The 16,935-nt window shown below is 71.1% G+C and carries 14 protein-coding genes; 7 read left to right on the forward strand and 7 right to left on the reverse strand.

Annotated features, from left to right (window positions below; translation table 11 throughout):
* Positions 1 to 54: 54 nt before the first annotated feature.
* Complete coding sequence (locus BV453_RS16190; RefSeq protein WP_085607240.1) at positions 55 to 678, reverse strand: hypothetical protein; 624 nt, start codon at positions 676 to 678, stop codon at positions 55 to 57.
* Positions 679 to 808: 130 nt separating this feature from the next.
* On the opposite strand from BV453_RS16190, the gene BV453_RS16195 reads away from it, so the two are divergent.
* The 4 genes from BV453_RS16195 to BV453_RS16210 all read left to right on the forward strand — a co-directional run bounded on the left by BV453_RS16195 (position 809) and on the right by BV453_RS16210 (position 6,873).
* Positions 809 to 1,936 carry an AI-2E family transporter gene (locus BV453_RS16195; protein WP_249522051.1) on the forward strand — a complete coding sequence of 376 codons (1,128 nt, stop codon included), beginning with the start codon at positions 809 to 811 and terminating at the stop codon, positions 1,934 to 1,936.
* Positions 1,937 to 2,056: 120 nt separating this feature from the next.
* Entirely contained in the window at positions 2,057 to 3,736 is a 1,680-nt protein-coding gene (locus BV453_RS16200; RefSeq protein ID WP_249522052.1) for a SulP family inorganic anion transporter, read from the forward strand.
* The gene (locus BV453_RS16205; RefSeq protein WP_249522053.1) at positions 3,737 to 4,408 is read left to right on the forward strand and encodes a GAP family protein; all 672 of its coding nucleotides are present in this window, start codon (positions 3,737 to 3,739) and stop codon (positions 4,406 to 4,408) included. It abuts the gene before it with no gap.
* Between the two features lie 122 nt (positions 4,409 to 4,530).
* On the forward strand, positions 4,531 to 6,873 hold the full coding sequence (locus BV453_RS16210) for an arylsulfatase (RefSeq protein ID WP_085607231.1): 2,343 nt from the start codon (positions 4,531 to 4,533) through the stop codon (positions 6,871 to 6,873).
* A 23-nt stretch (positions 6,874 to 6,896) separates the two neighbouring features.
* On the opposite strand, the gene BV453_RS16215 is transcribed toward BV453_RS16210, so the two are convergent.
* The 3 genes from BV453_RS16215 to BV453_RS16225 all read right to left on the reverse strand — a co-directional run bounded on the left by BV453_RS16215 (position 6,897) and on the right by BV453_RS16225 (position 12,318).
* Complete coding sequence (locus tag BV453_RS16215) at positions 6,897 to 9,428, reverse strand: LuxR C-terminal-related transcriptional regulator (RefSeq protein WP_249522054.1); 2,532 nt, start codon at positions 9,426 to 9,428, stop codon at positions 6,897 to 6,899.
* Between the two features lie 132 nt (positions 9,429 to 9,560).
* Positions 9,561 to 10,541 carry an FUSC family protein gene (locus BV453_RS16220; protein ID WP_025103103.1) on the reverse strand — a complete coding sequence of 327 codons (981 nt, stop codon included), beginning with the start codon at positions 10,539 to 10,541 and terminating at the stop codon, positions 9,561 to 9,563.
* A gap of 106 nt (positions 10,542 to 10,647) precedes the next feature.
* Complete coding sequence (locus tag BV453_RS16225; protein WP_249522055.1) at positions 10,648 to 12,318, reverse strand: SulP family inorganic anion transporter; 1,671 nt, start codon at positions 12,316 to 12,318, stop codon at positions 10,648 to 10,650.
* Between the two features lie 183 nt (positions 12,319 to 12,501).
* Between BV453_RS16225 and BV453_RS16230 the strand changes: the two genes are divergently transcribed.
* Genes BV453_RS16230 through BV453_RS16240 form a run of 3 tightly spaced genes read left to right on the forward strand, consistent with a single transcriptional unit; the run spans position 12,502 to position 14,206 of the window.
* Positions 12,502 to 12,888 carry an SHOCT domain-containing protein gene (locus BV453_RS16230; RefSeq protein WP_025103101.1) on the forward strand — a complete coding sequence of 129 codons (387 nt, stop codon included), beginning with the start codon at positions 12,502 to 12,504 and terminating at the stop codon, positions 12,886 to 12,888.
* Between the two features lie 39 nt (positions 12,889 to 12,927).
* On the forward strand, positions 12,928 to 13,761 hold the full coding sequence (locus BV453_RS16235; RefSeq protein WP_085607225.1) for a mechanosensitive ion channel family protein: 834 nt from the start codon (positions 12,928 to 12,930) through the stop codon (positions 13,759 to 13,761).
* A gap of 43 nt (positions 13,762 to 13,804) precedes the next feature.
* Complete coding sequence (locus BV453_RS16240; protein ID WP_062635254.1) at positions 13,805 to 14,206, forward strand: RidA family protein; 402 nt, start codon at positions 13,805 to 13,807, stop codon at positions 14,204 to 14,206.
* 1 nt (position 14,207) lies between these two features.
* On the opposite strand, the gene BV453_RS16245 is transcribed toward BV453_RS16240, so the two are convergent.
* The 3 genes from BV453_RS16245 to trmB are packed head-to-tail and all read right to left on the reverse strand — an operon-like array spanning position 14,208 to position 16,897.
* Positions 14,208 to 15,284 carry a DNA polymerase IV gene (locus BV453_RS16245; protein WP_249522056.1) on the reverse strand — a complete coding sequence of 359 codons (1,077 nt, stop codon included), beginning with the start codon at positions 15,282 to 15,284 and terminating at the stop codon, positions 14,208 to 14,210.
* A gap of 39 nt (positions 15,285 to 15,323) precedes the next feature.
* A complete protein-coding gene (locus BV453_RS16250; RefSeq protein WP_249522057.1) occupies positions 15,324 to 16,175 on the reverse strand; it encodes a CPBP family intramembrane glutamic endopeptidase in 852 nt (283 codons plus the stop codon).
* Positions 16,172 to 16,897, reverse strand: a complete 726-nt coding sequence (trmB, locus tag BV453_RS16255; RefSeq protein ID WP_025103096.1) for a tRNA (guanosine(46)-N7)-methyltransferase TrmB — start codon at positions 16,895 to 16,897, stop codon at positions 16,172 to 16,174. The genes BV453_RS16250 and trmB overlap by 4 nt, the downstream gene beginning before the upstream one ends.
* Between the last annotated feature and the right edge of the window lie 38 nt (positions 16,898 to 16,935).

Here is a 16,935-nt window from a genome sequence, read left to right on the forward strand (position 1 = left end):
GCGCCCTTCCAGGGCACCGACGCGCAATCACCCGGATGAAAGTGCTCTCTCGGGTCAGATCTTGACCGGGAAGGTGGCGAGCAGGACGACGCCGGTCACCGCGATGACGCCGCTGAGTGAGAAGAACACCGTGCGCCGCCACAGGGCGTGTTGATTCTGCGAGAGCGCGGCGAAGAACAGCACGAGCGCGAAGAGCACCGTCAGGAGGGAGTAGTCGTCGCCCCGCTGGTTGTTGCGCAGGGCGTCGGCGAAGCGCGCGTCGGCCTCGGCGGAGAGCTCCTCCGCCTCCCGTGCTCCCGGCGGGACGTACTCGTCCATCACGAACGGCCCTCGTTCGCTCCTGCCGTCCGCCACCCAGGCGTCGAAGGCGACGGCGAACTCGTCGGTGAACCGCTGTTCGACGAACTCGACGAGGTCCTCTCGCCCATCCGCCTCGGCGAGCACCCACTCGGTGAAGAGGGTGAGGTCGTACTGACGTGCGGCCTGTGCGGTCGCCTGCGCCGATGCCGCCTGCACCCGCGCGGAGGACGCCTGGCTGAAGGCGATGGACATCTCGCCACCCCATTTCGACGCCTCGAACCCGCACCAGGCGGTGAGCACGGCCGTCACCGCCAGCAGCGACACCGTGGCGATCTCGAGGAACCGATGGGGCCTGCGGGTCTCGCTCTGCGCATCCATGCGCTCATTGTGCGGTCCCGAGGGAGCGGGCGGTCGCGCGCTCACCCGAGTCGGGTGAGCCGTCCACTCATCGGCAGCGGGACCGGGCGTGCCGCGGAACGGCCGTGCGTTCGGCGGTTACGCTGGCGGCGTGACCTCGCTCCCGTCTGCTCCCGGCCCCGCCGGTCCCACGCCGTCTCCGGCCCTGCGGATCCTGCTCATCCTGGCTGCGAGCGCGATCGTCCTCGCCGGGATCTCGCTGGCGCGCGAGGTGTTCGGCCCGCTGGCCCTCGCGATCGTCATCGTGGTGATCTGCGAACCCGTCCGTCGTTCCTTCCAGCGCCCCGGACGGCCCGCCTGGATCGGGACGACCGCCGTGATCGTGCTCGCCTACGTGATCCTGCTGGCGATGGCGGCGCTGCTGTGGCTCGCCGGCACCCAGTTCGCCCGGCTCGTCGGCGACCTCGCATCGCAGGACGGCCTGGTGCGCGCCGCCGATCAGATCGTCGCCTGGCTGCAGTCCCTCGGGCTGGACCAGGAGGCGGCGGATGCCGCGGCCTCGATCCTCGACCCCGAGACCCTCCTCGGCCTGGCCGGGAGCCTGGGCAGCGCGGTGCTCGGGGTGGCGACCGCGCTGTTCTTCGTCTGCGCCTACATCATCTTCCTCGCCGCGGACGCCGCCCGCTATCGGACGGCTCCGGCCCTCTTCGGCGCCACGCACGGCCCCGCCCTGCAGCGCATCGCCCGGCTGCAGACGGGGGTCCGTCGCTACTACGTCGTGAACGCCGCGTTCGGCGCCGTCGTGGCCATCGTCGACGGTCTCGCCCTGTGGTGGATGGGCGTCCCCGCCCCGGTGGTCTGGGCGATCCTCGCGTTCGTGACGAACTTCATCCCGAACATCGGGTTCGTGCTGGGGCTCATCCCGCCGGCGATCCTGGCCTTCGTGGTGGGCGGCTGGCCACTGCTGCTCGGTGTCATCGCCGTGTACTGCGTGGTCAACGTCGTGCTCCAGGTGCTCGTCCAGCCCAAATTCGTCAGCGACGCCGTCGACCTGAGCCTGACGCTGAGCTTCTTCTCCGTCATCTTCTGGACCTTCGTGATCGGCCCGCTCGGCGCCATCCTGTCGATCCCGCTGACCCTGCTCGTGCGCGCCGTCGTGCTGGAGGGCGACCCGGGGGCGACCTGGGCGCGCTGGGTCAGCGGCGACCGCACGGCCGTCCCCGAGCCGACACCGGAGCCGTCCGCGGCGCCGACCCGGCGCCGGTTCCGCCGACGCTGACGCCGCTCCGCCGGCACCACACCGCGAAATCACCAGGGCGAGGTTGCCCGCCGCTCTGGTCGTCGCCGTCCGACGATGCCATCGTGAAGCCGGACACCATCGGCGACGAAGGGAGAGCGCATGCCGCGTCCGCTCGCGGGCCTGACCCGACGCACCCTCGTGACCGAGCTCACCGCGGGGGTCACCCTCCTGGCGATCGCCATCCCGCTCAACATCGGCTACGCGCAGATCGCCGGGCTCCCCGCGACCGCCGGACTGTACGCGCTGATCGTCCCGACCGTCGTCTACGCGCTCGTGGTGTCGTCGCGCCAGCTGGTCGCCTCCCCCGATGCCGCCGCCGCGGCCCTCGTGGCCTCCTCCATCGGTGGTCTGGCCGTCGCCGGCAGCGCCGACTACGCCACCCTGGCCCTCGCCCAGGCGATCCTCTGCGGTGGGATGTTCGTGCTGCTCGCCGTCTTCAAGCTCGGATTCCTGGCGAACTTCCTCTCCAAGCCGATCCTCGTCGGCTTCGTCGGCGGGCTGGCCCTGGACATCATGATCAGCCAGATCGCGAAGATGCTCGGGGTGAAGATCGACTCCGGAGCCGAGTTCGTGGACAAGGTCGTCGCGTTGGTGACCGGCCTGCCCTCGCTCAACGGCTGGTCGGTGCTCCTCGCCGCCGTCTCCGTCGCCGTGCTGCTCCTCGGACAGCGCTACCTCCGTGCCGTTCCCTGGGCGCTGATCGTGCTCGTCGCCACGACCATCACGGTCGTCCTCACCGGCCTCGACGGACGGGGCGTGGATGTGCTCGGCGAGGTCCCCGCCGGCCCTCCCGCGCTCACCTGGCCGATCATCGACTGGTCGCTGTGGCTCGCTCTCGTGCCCTCCGCGATCGCCCTGACCCTCGTCACCACCGCGGAGGGCCTGCTCGTGTCGCGCTCCTACGCCGAGAAGCATCGCTACCCGTTCCACGCCAACCGCGACCTGCTCGCCTTCGGGGTCGCGAACGTCGCCGCCGGCGCGCAGGGCAGCTTCGCCGTCGGATCCTCGACGTCGCGCACCGCGGCGATGGACCAGGCCGGCTCGCGCACCCAGCTCCCGGCGCTCGTGCTCGCCGTCGGCACGCTCCTGCTGCTGCTCTTCGGCACCGCGCTGCTCGCCGACATCCCCTCCCCGGCGATCGGCGCCATCGTCGGCGTCGCGATCATCCCGCTCCTCGGCATCCGCGACTTCATCCGCCTGTGGCGCCTCGACCGGTTCGAGTTCGTCATCGGTGCGGTCTGCTTCCTCGTGACCCTGTTCGTCGGTTCGATCGCGGGAATCCTCGTGGCGTTCGTGCTCGCCCTCGTCAACCTCGCGCAACGCGCCTCCCACCCCGCCATCGACGTGCTGGAGACCTCGGGCGACCCCGGCGAGTCCCTCCTGGAGGACGCTCCCGCCGGCACGACGACCGCGCCGGGAGTCATCGTCGTCCGGCTCGCGGCACCCCTGTTCTTCGCCAACGGCGCCGTGTTCTCGGCCGCCGTGAAGGAGGCGGTCCGCGCCGCAGGCCCGTCCGCCGTCCAGCACGTCGTCGTCGACATGGAGGCGGTGACGGACGTCGACGTCACGGGCGCCGAGGCCTTCCAGGCGCTGCGGGAGTGGCTCGACACGCAGTCGATCTCCCTCGCCTTCAGCCGCGTCCGGCCGAACACGCTCCGCCGCCTCCGCTCGCTGGGGATCCTCGACCGGGAACCGGTCTACGCGACCAACCGCGCCGCCATCACCGAGCTCGCGCCGACCGATGCCGCTTCGCCGGCTCCGAACAGGAAGGGCAGCTGAATGGGTGCCGTCATCGGGGAGATCCTCCCCCTCGCCGTGGGCGTCGCGATCAGCCCCGTGCCGATCATCGCCGCGATCCTCATGCTCCTGTCCCCGAAGGCACGGGTCACGAGCGTCGGATTCCTGCTCGGCTGGATCGCGGGCATCGTCGTGGCGGTCGGCCTCTTCACCCTGCTGTCTGCGGTGCTCCCCGAGGAGGATCCGGATGCCTCCCGCCCGATCCGCGGCGTCATCCAGCTCGTCCTCGGACTCCTGCTGCTGGTGCTGGCGGTCGGTCAGTGGCGCAAGCGCCCGCAGGCGGGGCAACCGGCGGCCCTGCCGTCGTGGATGAAGGCGATCGACACGATGTCGTTCGGCACGGCGCTCGGACTGGGGTTCCTGCTGTCGGCGGTGAATCCGAAGAACCTGCTCCTGGCCGCCGGAGCCGGGGTCGACATCGGGGGCGCGGCGCTCGACGGGGGGTACACGATCCTCGTGATCGCCGTCTTCACCCTGATCGGGGCGTCGACCGTGCTCGTGCCCGTCGTCGGCTACCTCGTCGCCGCTGCACGGCTGCGCGCCCCGCTCGATGCCCTGCGCGGATGGCTCGCCGCCGAGAACGCGGTCATCATGGCCGTGCTACTGCTCGTGATCGGCATGTCCCTGATCGGCAAGGGCATCGGCAGCTTCTGAGCGCGCCGCCGCCGCGCCACGGAGATCACCCGGATGAACGCGTCACGGGACCCGTGACCCCGGCCCTGACCCGGCAGTACTGTGCGGGGAAAGGCGGTTCGGCAGAGATAAAGGAGATGGACATGGCCCGTGACTTCCAGGGCAGAATCGAACTCGACGTCCGCGATTCGGAGGCCGACTGGGAGGCGTTCCTCCCGGCGAAGCCCCGCGAGGGAGCACCCAACGTGCTGGTCGTCCTCTATGACGACACCGGCATGGCGGCCTGGTCCCCGTACGGCGGACGCATCAACATGCCGACCATGGATCGCCTGGCGCAGAACGGTCTGACGTACTCCCAGTGGCACACGACGGCGCTGTGCTCCCCCACCCGCTCGACGTTCCTCACCGGACGCAACCACCACCTCAACGGCTTCGCGACGATCTCGGAGTCGTCGACCGGCTTCCCCGGCTACAACTCCCACATCCCAGACTCGAACACCACGATGGCCCACGTCCTCCGCGACGCCGGCTGGTCGACGTTCTGGGTGGGCAAGAACCACAACGTCCCGATCGATGAGTGGACGGCCGGCGCGTCCAAGAAGCACTGGCCGCTGGCGCAGGGGTACGACCGCTTCTACGGCTTCATCGGCGGCGAGACGAACAACTGGTATCCGTCCCTCGCCGAGGACAACCACTACATCGACCAGCCCTACCTCCCCGAGGACGGCTACCACCTCTCGAAGGACCTCGCCGATCGCGCGCTGTCGATGATCCGCGACGTCAAGCAGACCGAGCCGGACAAGCCCTGGTACATGTGGTTCTGCCCCGGCGCGAACCATGCCCCGCACCACGCGCCGCAGGAGTACATCGACAAGTACAAGGGCGTGTTCGACGACGGCTACGAGGCCTACCGCGAGTGGGTCCTCGCCCGGATGATCGAGAAGGGCATCGTCCCGGAGGGCACCGAGCTCACCGCGCTCAACCCGATGCCGGAGGGCACCTTCACACCTGTCGACGAGGTGCGTCCCTGGGACACCCTGAACGACGAGGAGAAGGCACTTTTCTCGCGCATGGCGGAGGTCTACGCCGGCTTCAGCGAGTACACCGACGCCCAGGTCGGCCGCATCGTGGACTACCTGGAGGAGTCCGGGCAGCTCGACAACACCCTCATCATCTACTGCGCCGACAACGGCGCGTCCGGCGAGGGCAGCCCCAACGGCTCCGTCAACGAGGGCAAGTTCTTCAACGGGGTACCTGACGACATCACGCAGAACATCACGATGAGGGATGCGCTGGGGTCCCCTGACACCTACAACCACTACCCGACCGGATGGGCCGCGGCCTTCTCCACGCCCTACAAGATGTTCAAGCGCTACACCTACCAGGGCGGCGTGTGCGATCCGCTGGTGATCCACTGGCCCGCCGGCATCAAGGCCCGCGGCGAGGTGCGTCATCAGTACCACCACTCCACCGACATCGTGCCGACGATCCTCGAAGCCTGCGGCGTCGAGTTCCCGGAGGTCTACAACGGCATCGAGCAGACGCCGCTCTCCGGCGTCTCGATGGCCTACTCGTTCGACGCCGCCCCAGACGCGCCGACAGCGAAGGAGACGCAGTACTACGAGATGCTTGGACAGCGCGGCATCTGGCACAACGGGTGGAAGGCCGTGGCCGTGCATGGCCCGATGAGCGGGGGCGGCCACTTTCTCGACGACGAGTGGGAGCTCTATCACACGGACGTCGATCGCGCCGAGGCCGTCAACCTCGCCGCCGAGCATCCCGACAAGCTGGAGGAGCTCAAGGCCCTCTGGATGGAGGAGGCGAAGGCGAACGCGGTGCTCCCACTGAACGACCTCCAGATCATCGGCAACCCCGAAGACCTGCAGACCTTCCTCAACATGGAGTTCCACCAACCCGTACCGCCGTCCGGTCGATTCGTCTACTACCCGGGCACCAGTGAGGTGCCCGAGCGATCGGCGGCGAACACCCACGGCGTCTCCTTCAAGATCGCCGCGGAGGTCGAGTTCACGCCAGACACCGAGGGCGTCATCTTCGCGCACGGCTCCCGCTTCGGCGGACACACACTCTTCGTCAAGGACGGCGAAGTGCACTACGTCTACAACTACCTCGGCATCCCTCCTGAGAATCACGTATCTGCACCGATTCCGGCACCCGGTTCCCACATCGTCGGGATCGAGTTCACGAAAACGCACACTGGAGACTCGCTGGAGGCCGTGGGCCCCCTCCGACTTCACATCAATGACGCCGTCGTAGGCGAAATGGAGCTCCACACCACTCTCGGCCACTTCTCGCTCTGCGGCGAAGGCCTGACGATCGGGCGGGACAGCGCCGACCCCGTGTCGTCCCTGTACGGCTACGGGTTCGACTTCCGCGGCGGCCACATAACGCAGGTCGTTTTCGACGTCGCCGACGACGCCTACATCGACCTGGAGGCGCACCTGGCGGCCGCGATGGCCCGCGACTGACGACCCCGCGGCCGCCCGGGCCCTCAGAGCAGTCCGAGGGCCTGGGCGGCCGCCGTCACGCCGTCCCGATCCGAGACGCCGAGCTTGCGGTAGATGTTCCGCACGTGCGTCTTCACCGTGTTCGGCGAGATGTACTCCTGCTGTGCGATCTGCCGCAGCGTCGCATTCCGGCTCAGCGCGCTCAGCACGATGCGCTCCCGCTGCGTCAGCTCCTCCTCGACGAGGACTCCGGCGGCGGACAGCCGCTCGCGCACCCGATCGGCGAAGTGCGTGCGCGCGCCCGCCGTCGCCCGCGCGGCGAGCAGCCGCGACACGATCGGGCCGGACTCGGCGACGCGGCGCACGTGGTCCTCCGGCTCCGCGAGGGCGAGCGCGGTGGCGAGCGCGAGCTGCGCCCGGTCCGGCTCCCCGTCGTGCACGTCGAGCTCGGCCTCGACCAGCCACGCATCGATCATCGACGCCGGGAGCAGACACGGGATGGCGCCCTCCAGCACCGGCGCCAGCGCGCCACGCGCGATGCCGTCACGGCGGTCGTGCACGGCGGCGATGGCCCGGAGCAGGAACACGTCTCCCGTGTCCCCCAGCGCATCCTCGATGTCGGCGATGAACCGGTCGCGGAGCGTCGGCTCCCCCAACCGGTCGAAGGCGTGCACCGCGAAGGGCCCCATCATGGCGTACCAGTGCGGCGGAAGCGGCAGATCGTCGCGGGGAGTCAGGGTGTCGAGGAGCCGCACGGCCGCGTCGTGGGGATCGCCGCCCTGCTCCGCGCCGAGCAGCGCGCGCATCCCCTCCAGGCCCCGCGCGATCGCGGTCTCTCCGCCCGCGGCGATCACCTGCGCCGAGGACTCCAGGGTCTCGGCCTCCTCCAGGATCTGCATGCCCTCGTAGGGGCCCCAGAAACGCCACACCCTGGTCACCTCGAAGAACGGGCTGTCCGGCTCGCCGAACTCGTGCCAGCGGCGCTCCAGGGCGGCTCCCGCCTCGATCGCGTCACGGAGCCGGCCGCGGAACAGCACGCTGGTGGCGAGGACCGCCTCCGCCTGCAGCTCCGCCGCGCGGGCACCGATCGCCCGGGCGAGGTCACCGGCACGGCGCGCTGTCGCCTCCGCCTGATCGAGTCGTCCCACATAGAGCTCCGCCGTCGCGGTCTCCAGGAGGGCATAGGTGTCGAGCTGCTCCTCTCCGCTGAGATCGCGGAGTTCGGCTCCGGCGCCGTCGAGGGTCTCGGCGATCCCGCCCCGCCGCAGCGCGGTGTGCATCTCGATCCCGCGGCGCCAGCGCCGGTCGGCGTCGGACTCCCCCGCGCCCACGGGCGGCACGATCACGGCGGCCGACGGATCTCCGCAGGACAGCTCCGCCGCGGCGACGAGCATCCGGACGGTGGGCACGGCGCGCAGGGCGGTCGGCAGCTCCGCCATCATCCGCCGCACCGTGTCCGCCCGGCCGTCCAGCACGAGCTGCATCCCGCAGCGCCGCAGGACGCCGGCCGTGCAGGCCGTCTCCCCGCCACGGACGGCGTGCTGCAGCGCGCGGAGGGGCTGTCCCTGCTGCGCGAACCAGTCGGCGGCCCGCCGGTGGAGCCGCTCCTCACGGCCGGCACCGCCTTCCCGCAGCCGGCCGAGGAGGAACTCCCGCAGCAGCGGCGGATAGTGGTAGCGGGACGGATCCTCGGCGTCCGGGCCCACGAGCACGTTGAGGCGGAGCAGCCGGTCGATCATGGCGGTCACGGAATCGGCCCCGGAGAGCACGGCGGCGAGCTCGGGAGTGAAGCGGTCCACGACCGCGGTCGCCTCGAGGAAGGAGCGCAGTTCGCCGTCGAGGTCGGCGAGCACCTCCTCGACGAAGTAGTCCGCGACCTCGGGGGCGTCCCCGCGCAGCGTGGGCCCGAGGACGGTCTGCGCCCCGGCGGCGTCGAGCATCATGAGCTGCAGCCCGGTCGCCCACCCCTCGGTACGGGCGAGCACGGTGCTGACCTCGCCCTGAGAGAGCCGGAGACCTCGCGCGCCGAAGAAGGCGCGGATCTCGGCCGGGGTGAAGGCGAGCGCACGGGCGTCGAGTTCGAGGGCCACGCCGGCGATGCGGCGTCGTGCCAGCGGGATCGCGCGCGTCCCGCGTCCGGAGAGCACGACGTGGACCGTACCGGGAGCGCTCTGCACGAACGTCGAGATCAGTTGCGCGGTGTGCTCGTCCTCGACGCGGTGCACGTCGTCGACGATGAGGACGATCCGGTTCCTCGCCTCTCGGAGGGCCCTGGCGAACGCACGCGCCGTCGTCGCGGAGCGCACGGCGGGCACGGCCGCGAGCGCGTCCTGGAGTCCGGGATCGTCGATCCTCTCGAGGGCGGCACGCAGGAGCGGCAGGTCCGCCTCGCCGCGTTCCAGGGACACCCACACGAGGTCGATGCCGGGATCGGCACGCAGACCCTGCGCCCACTGCGACAGCAGCCTCGTCTTGCCGGATCCCGCCGGCGCGCTCACGAGCGTGAGCGTCCACGGCCCGCCCATCGCGGCCGTCAACCGCGAGAGCAGGCGCTCTCGACGGACCTCGCCCTTCACCGCCGCGGGTCCCGGGCTCTCGCTCGTTCCCGCCGTTCTTGCACTGTGCAGCACTCGAAACCCCCCGATTTCGATCTTGCTCCCCCTCGCGGGCAGTCTATTGCAAGGTGGGAGCGGTCCCGCAAGAGGGGCTCACTCGGAGACGTCCGCCCGCGACGGCCGCCGCATCGCGAGAAGCGCCGGCACGAGGGCGCCGAAGAACAGGGCGAGAGCCACACCGAGCAGCGTCTCGAGGGTCCGCTCCAGGAACCGTGACGTCGGCGATTCGTCCGACGTCGACAGCAGCAGGGAGAGCACGAGAAAGGTCGTGAAGGCCGGCGCGACGTACCACCGACTCTCCTGGACCGCGCCGAGGCCGCCCACCACGACACCGATCGCGAGCGCGACCACCACGCCGCTCGGAGAGAGCAAAGCGAAACCGGCGGCCGCCAGGGCCCCGATGAGCACCGATGCCGCCCGACCGACGCTGCGCAGGACGAGCTGCCCGCGCACCGGACGCATCACGAGCAGCACGGCGCCGGTCGCCCAGCCCACGTGCTCGACCCCGGTCGCGAAGCCGATCGCGGCGGCCGTCCCCGCGGCCGCACCCAGCAGGACGCCGTAGACCAGCAGAGCTCGTCCCTTGGGCATGGCGGCCGGGACCCGCGCGCCCGCCCCGTGCTCCGGCCACAGCAGGGCGATGAGCCACGCGTACACCGAACCCGCGACGATCGCGCCCGCCAGGAGGATGGTCGTCGCCGAGAGAGGGAAGCTCAACCCGAGCCCGACCATGGGCAGGACCAGGGTCAGCGCGAGCGGGCCGGCACGCTCGCGGGCGGCGAGCATGCTGGCCAGCACCGCCAGCACCGCGAGGGCGGGCACGGCGAGGACCGGTGCGAGCGCGAGGGTCGCGCCGAGCAGAAGCCCCAGCGCGACCAGCGTCCCGAGCACCGGGATCGCCGACCGGGCCCGCCGACGCGCCGGCAGTCCCATGGCGGCCGCGGGAAGGACGCCGATGCTGAGGGCCAGGGCGACGGCAGGATCGAACGGGGCGACCGCCATCGAGGGCACGGCGTACAGGAGGCCGAGACCGAACCGCGACCACCGCCAGGTCAGTCCCCCGCGCGCCGCCATCACCGTCTCGCTCTCCGGCTCCGGCTGCGGTCGGGCATGCGCTCCCCGTTCTCGATCGCCCCTCGGATCCTCCGTGCCGTCAGCCTAGGCAGGCGATGACCGCACGTCACCGCTCGTCGGCCACTTCACCCGGGTGAACGCCTCCGCTCCCCTCCCGATCCGCAGCGGCCCGGAGCCCGATGTCGACGGTGGGGTGCACCCGGCCGGCTTCCACCAGCCCGGAGTACCACGGCGTCCGCGCCGCGACGGCCGCCGCCGCCTCCGGCACCGCCGCGAGGTGGAGCAGCACGCCGAGTTGGGACAGCTCCCGGTCGAGCGCCTCGAGGGTGTCGAGCACGGTGATGGACATCACCACCTGCTGCGGCAGCCCGAGGACGAGCGTCCGGACCGGCTCGGCCTGAGCCGAGACGGTCTGGACGATGAGCCGCTGGTTGGCGAGCGCGTTCGCCGTGTACAGGCCCCGCTCCGGCTCCACCCCGAGGGCGCTCCCCCTCCTTCCCACCACCCGGATCCGAGGGATGTTGAGCTCCCGGAGGACGAGCACGAGGGTCACCACCACCCCGACGGCGACAGCGGGGAGGAGTCCCGCGGTGAGCCCGATCGCCGCCACGGCCGTCGCGACCCAGAAGTCGATCCGGCTGATGCGCGCCCACCGCACGAGTTCCGGGATGTTGACGAGTCCGGCCACCGCCGTGAAGACCATCGCCGCGAGCGTGGCCTCGGGAAGCAGGCTGAGCACCGGGGCGAGGAAGAGCGCGACCGCCACGGCGAGCGCGACCGTGGTCAGCGTCGCCAGCTGGGAGCGGGCTCCGGCCCCCTGGTTCACGGCGCTCTGCGAGAATCCCCCCGCCGCGGGCATGGCCGAGAAGAACGCGCCGACCGTGTTCGCCGCGCCGGTGGCGAAGAGCTCCTGGTCGCTGTCGATCTGCGGCTCCGTCGCCTGACGAAGGCTGCGCGCGACGGCGGCGGACTCGAGGAACGCCATGACGGCGATGGCGAGCGCTCCCGGCACGAGAGCCGCGGCCTCGGACAGGTCCGGGATCCCGGGGACCGGCAGACCGCCGGTCACCGGGGCGATGAGGTCGACCCCGAGATCATCGATCCCGCCGACCCCGACGAGCAGCATGCCGGCCGCGACGACGACGAGGGTTCCCGGCACCCGAGGGGCGAACCGCTTGAGGAGCAGGAGCGTGGCGATGGACCCGGCCGAGAGGAGGAGCGTCGGGACGTTGACGCTGTCGAGCGCCTCTCCCACGGCGACCAGAGAGCGGAGGAAGCCGTGGCCGGAGAAGTCGAAGGACTCCCCCAGGAGCTTCGGGAGCTGCCCGACGGCGACCGTCGCCCCGACGCCGATCTTCAACCCGAGAACAGTGGCCCCGCTGATGTTCTCGACGAGCGAGCCCAGGCGGCACGCCCGGGCGAGCAGCAGCACCACCCCCACCAGGAGGGTGAGCATCATGAGCGCCCCGATGGCGTCGTCCGCGCCCGCGGCGACCCCCGCCGAGACCAGCGTGGTCGCCGTGAGGGTGGCGATGGTCGACGTCGTCGAGACGCTCATCGCCCGGCTGCCGCCCAGAAGGGCGTAGACGAGCATCGGCACGATGCAGGTGTAGAGGCCGACCTGCACCGGGAGATCGGCGATCGTCGCATACGCCATGGCCTGCGGCACCACGACGGCGCCCGCGGAGAGGCCGGCGAGCACGTCGCGCACGATCCAGCGGCGCTGGTACCCGTCCAGCGTGCTCAGCAGCCAGGACGGTCTGCGCGCTGCGCTCATGGGGGCTCCCTCCGCCGTCGAGGGAAGCGTACTGCCGACGCTCCCGCAGCGGCCCGCCGGGGACTCCGGACGGGCCGTGAGTCACCCGGGTGAACTCCCGACGGAAGCGGTGCGCAGCGACCGCGCCCGCCGGTATGGTCCGAGCGTGCCCCCGGAGACGGCGGCACCGAGAAAGGAGCAGTCATGGGATTTTGGGCATCGTTCTGGGACATCATCTGGTGGTTCCTGTGGATCTTCGCCTTCACCGCATACCTCTTCGCTCTGTTCGCGATCATCGGAGACCTGTTCCGCGATCACAAGCTGAGCGGCTGGTGGAAGGCCGTGTGGATCTTCTTCCTGATCTTCGTGCCGTTCCTCACCGCCCTCGTCTACCTCATCGCCCGCGGCAACGGCATGGCCGAACGCAGCAGCGCCGAGGCGCGTCGGGCGCAGGAGGCGGCGAACGCCTACATCCAGCAGGTCGCCGGCAGCAGTCCGAGCGAGGAGATCGCGAAGGCGAAGGCGCTCCTGGACGCCGGAACCATCACGCCGGACGAGTACTCCCTCATCAAGGCGAAGGCGCTGCAGTAAGGCGCAGCCCGGACCGCACCATCGCGAGGAGCCCGCGGCATGGACCTGCAGGATCTCCTGCCCACCGACATCGACTGGTGGCAGCTGCTGCTCGCCCTGCTCGTCGCCCTCGCGACCTGGATCATCTCGCGGTTCGCGCGCCGGGGCACCACCGCCCTGCTCCGGCGTGCACCCGGGATCTCCGCCGCCGTCGGGACGGCCATCGCGCAGTTCGTCGGCTACGCCATCCTCCTGCTGGGCTTCGGCATCGCGCTCGCGATGCTCGGCGCCAACGTGCAGCCGCTGCTCGCGATCGTCGTCATCCTCGGCGTCGTCGCGATCCTCGTCCTCCGCGGTGTCGCCGACAACTTCGCGGCCGGCGTGCTGCTGCAGGCACGGCAGACGGTCCGCATCGGAGACGAGATCGTCGTGGAGGCGCTGGACTCCGTGATCGCGGGGACGGTGACCGAGCTCAACGCCCGCGCGGTGATCCTGCACACGGTCGACGGGCGCACCCTGCACATCCCCAACGCGCGGCTGCTCTCCGACCCCGTGGTCAACGACTCCACCCGCGGAGCCCGGCGCAGCGAGGTGGAGGTCAGGGTGCGACGGGACGGGACGACCGGGATCGACGGCGTGCTCGCACCGCTCGTCGACGCCGCGCGGACGGCGGAGGGCGTGCACCGGCACGAAGGCGTGCGGGCGCTCGTGGTCGGCGTGAGCGGAGACCGGCTGATCGCCCGCCTGCAGTTCTGGCACCACCCGCTGCACGGCGCCCTCGTCAGCGCCGCGGTCGTGGTCGCGGTCTTCGACGCCCTCGGCGCTCTCGGCACGACCGGCACGGTCACCAGCGTCCCGGCCCCGCCACCCCTCGTGCCGTCCGACGCCGTGTGAGAACGGGGTGCGCGATGTCGGTGCCCTCAGGCATGATCTGCGCATGGACATCACCTTCCTGCAGCCGGACGGCCTCGTCCGCAGCCCCGCCTTCAGCCATGCCGCCGTCATCCCTCCCGGGGCGACCACCGTCTACATCGGAGGGCAGAACGGCGTCGACGCCTCCGGCGCCGTCGTCTCCCCCGACGTGGGGGCGCAGGCGCTTCGCGCTCTCGACAACGCCCGGGTCGCGCTGGAGTCGGCGGGGGCGACGCTCGACGACGTCGTGAGCTGGACCATCCTCATCGATCAGGATGCCGATCTGCGCGCGGCGTACGGCGCCGTGGCCGCCACCCTCGCCAGGGACGGCGCTCCGCCGCTGGTCACCGCCGCCCGGGTGGCGGGCCTGGGCGTGCCCGGAGCCCTCATCGAGGTGAGCGCGATCGCCGCGACCATCCGCGACTGAGTCAGATGCGACCGCGCACGGGGGTGCGTTCGACGCCGTCCGGCTCGTCGGGCATGGTCATCTCGGCACGGACGCCGAGCAGACGCACTTCCCGGGCGGGGTCGAGGGTCTCACCGAGCGCGAGCGCCATCGCGACCACGTCCTCTCGATCCGCCGTGGGAGCCGGGAGCTTCCGGCCGAAGGTCCTCGTCTCGAACGGGGCGTACCGCACCTTGAGATGCACCCGCATGACCGGGCGCCCCTCGGCGGCGCAGTCGTCGAACGCGTGTCCCGCGAGCTCGCGCAGCGCGTCCTGCACCGCCTCAGGCGTCGTGAGGTTCTGCTGATACGTGGTCTCCCGACTGTGGCTCCGTGCCACCCACGGAGTGTCGTCGACGATCCGCGGCCCCAGCCCGGAGCCCAGCCCGAGATACCACCGCCCCATCTTGGGGCCGAACTCCGCGACGAGGGTCTCCTCGTCCGCCGCCGCGAGTTCGCGCACCGTGGCGATGCCGTGTGCCGCGAGCCGCTTCTGCACCTTCGGCCCCACGCCCCAGAGATCGCGGGTGGGCCGGTCGCCCATCACGGCGAACCAGTTGTCGGCGGTCAGCCGGAAGACGCCCTGCGGCTTGCCGAACTCCGTCGCGATCTTCGCGCGCACCTTGTTGTCGCCCACGCCGACCGAGCAGTGCAGACCCGTGGCCTCCTCCACCGCCCGCTGCGCGGCCCGCGCGACGCCCTCCGGAGCGTCGGTCGCGACGCCGAGGAAGCACTCGTCCCATCCGAGCACCTCCAGCACTACGTCCGGCAGGGTCCGCAAAGTCGTCATCACCTCCTCGGAGGCCCGCTCGTACTCCGCGTGATCCACCGGCAGGAACACCGCGTCCTCCGGTGCCTTGCGCGCCGCGATCTTCAGCGGCATGCCCGATCCGATGCCGAACGCACGCGCCTCGTACGACGCCGTCGAGACGACCGCCCGCTCGGTCGGGTCGCCCCGGCCCCCGACGATGACCGGACGTCCGGCCAGCTCGGGACGGCGCCGCACCTCGACCGCGGCGATGAACTGATCCATGTCGACGTGCAGCACCCACTCGGCCATGCATCGAGTGTGGCCGCTGATGACCGCGAAGTCACCCCGTCAGACGAGGAAGATCGGCAGGAGCCCGGGGTTGTGGGCGTGGACGAGGACGGCGAAGACGACCGCGTCGAAGAGGAGGTGCACCGTGACGACGTAGGCCAGCGAGTGCGTCCGGAGGAAGATGAATCCCTGCAGGAGCGCGAACGGGATGGTCAGCAGCGGGCCCCATTCGCGGTACCCGAGCTCCCAGAGGAAGGAGACGAACACGACGGCCTGCAGCACGTTCGCGAGCGCATCGGGGAAATGGCGCTGCAGCAGCGCGAAGACGGTGCAGATGAAGAACAGCTCATCCCAGATGCCGACGGCGCCGACGCCGACGAACAGCCGCGCGATGAGATCGGGCGTGTCCACCACGGGCCAGTTCTGATAGACGCCGCTGGTGATGAAGTAGAAGGGCAGGATCAGCCAGCCGAGCACCAGCACCGCGACGAGCCAGCCCCAGTGGAGCACTCCCCAGCGCTGCCCGGTGCGCCAGGGGAACCGGATCGCCCGGTCGCGATAGACGAACCGCGAGACCAGATACGGCACCAGCACCGCGCCGCCGAGCGCGAGCGTGAAGCGCAGCATGGCCAGGTTGTCCAGCTCCGCCGCGAGCGGGATGACACTCACGATGAGCATGCCGAGCGCGATCAGCGAGAGGTCTCGCGTGAGCGATGGCTGCCGGGACCCGTCGGCCCCGGTGAGCGGCTCGCCGCGGCGCTCCACGAACAGAGCGGCACCGACGCCCAGCGCCAGCAGCAGCCAACCGAGCCAGGGCAACGCCACGACGAAGAAGGCCGGGGCGGCCGCACACACCAGCGCCGCCGGGACGAGGCGCACCCCCACGGGCGCGCTCGGAGGGGCCTGCGTCATGCACGATCCCGTCGGCGGTACACGAGGTCGCGGATATCGCGCCCCTTCGCGAGACCCTTCCGCTCGAACGCGGTCATGACCCGACCGTCGAACCGCTCGGCCCAGTCGCCCTCGAAGGCCCGCTCGAACAGGGGCTCGGCGTCGAGCACCTCCCGCATCTGGAGCGCATAGTCCTCCCAGTCGGTCGCGAGCCGCAGGAGGCCGCCGTCGCGCAGCGCCCTGGCCGCCGTGTCGCCGAATCCGGGCCGCACCAGACGACGTTTCGTGTGGCGCTTCTTGTGCCACGGATCGGGGAAGAAGATCCACACCTCGGCCGCCGCGGCCTCCGGCAGGTACGAGGAGAGCACCTCCGGCGCGTTGGCCTCCACGACGCGGAGGTTCTGTGCACCCGCACGGTCGGCGTCGAGCATGGTCCGGGCGAGGCCCGCGCGGAAGACCTCGACGGCGAGGAAGTCGTCGTGCGGCCGGCTCGATGCGGCGGCGACGATGGCATGCCCCTGGCCGGAGCCGATCTCGACGAAGAGGTCCGCCTCCCTGCCGTACTCGGCGGCGACGTCGAACCGCGCCTCGGGGTGCACGGAGGTCCATGCCACGGCGCGCGGCACATCCAGCAGATAGCGCGGGGCGAGGTCGCTGAAGGCGCGCTCCTGCGCCTCGGACATCCGGCCGCTCCGACGCACGAAGGACACCGGCTCGTCGCGGAAGGTACGCGGTTCGGGCATGGATCCAGGGTAGCCGCCGGGGCCGCCACCGCCGGACG

This window comes from Microbacterium sp. ER1 (genome assembly GCF_023383675.1).
Taxonomy (GTDB): Bacteria; Actinomycetota; Actinomycetes; order Actinomycetales; family Microbacteriaceae; genus Microbacterium.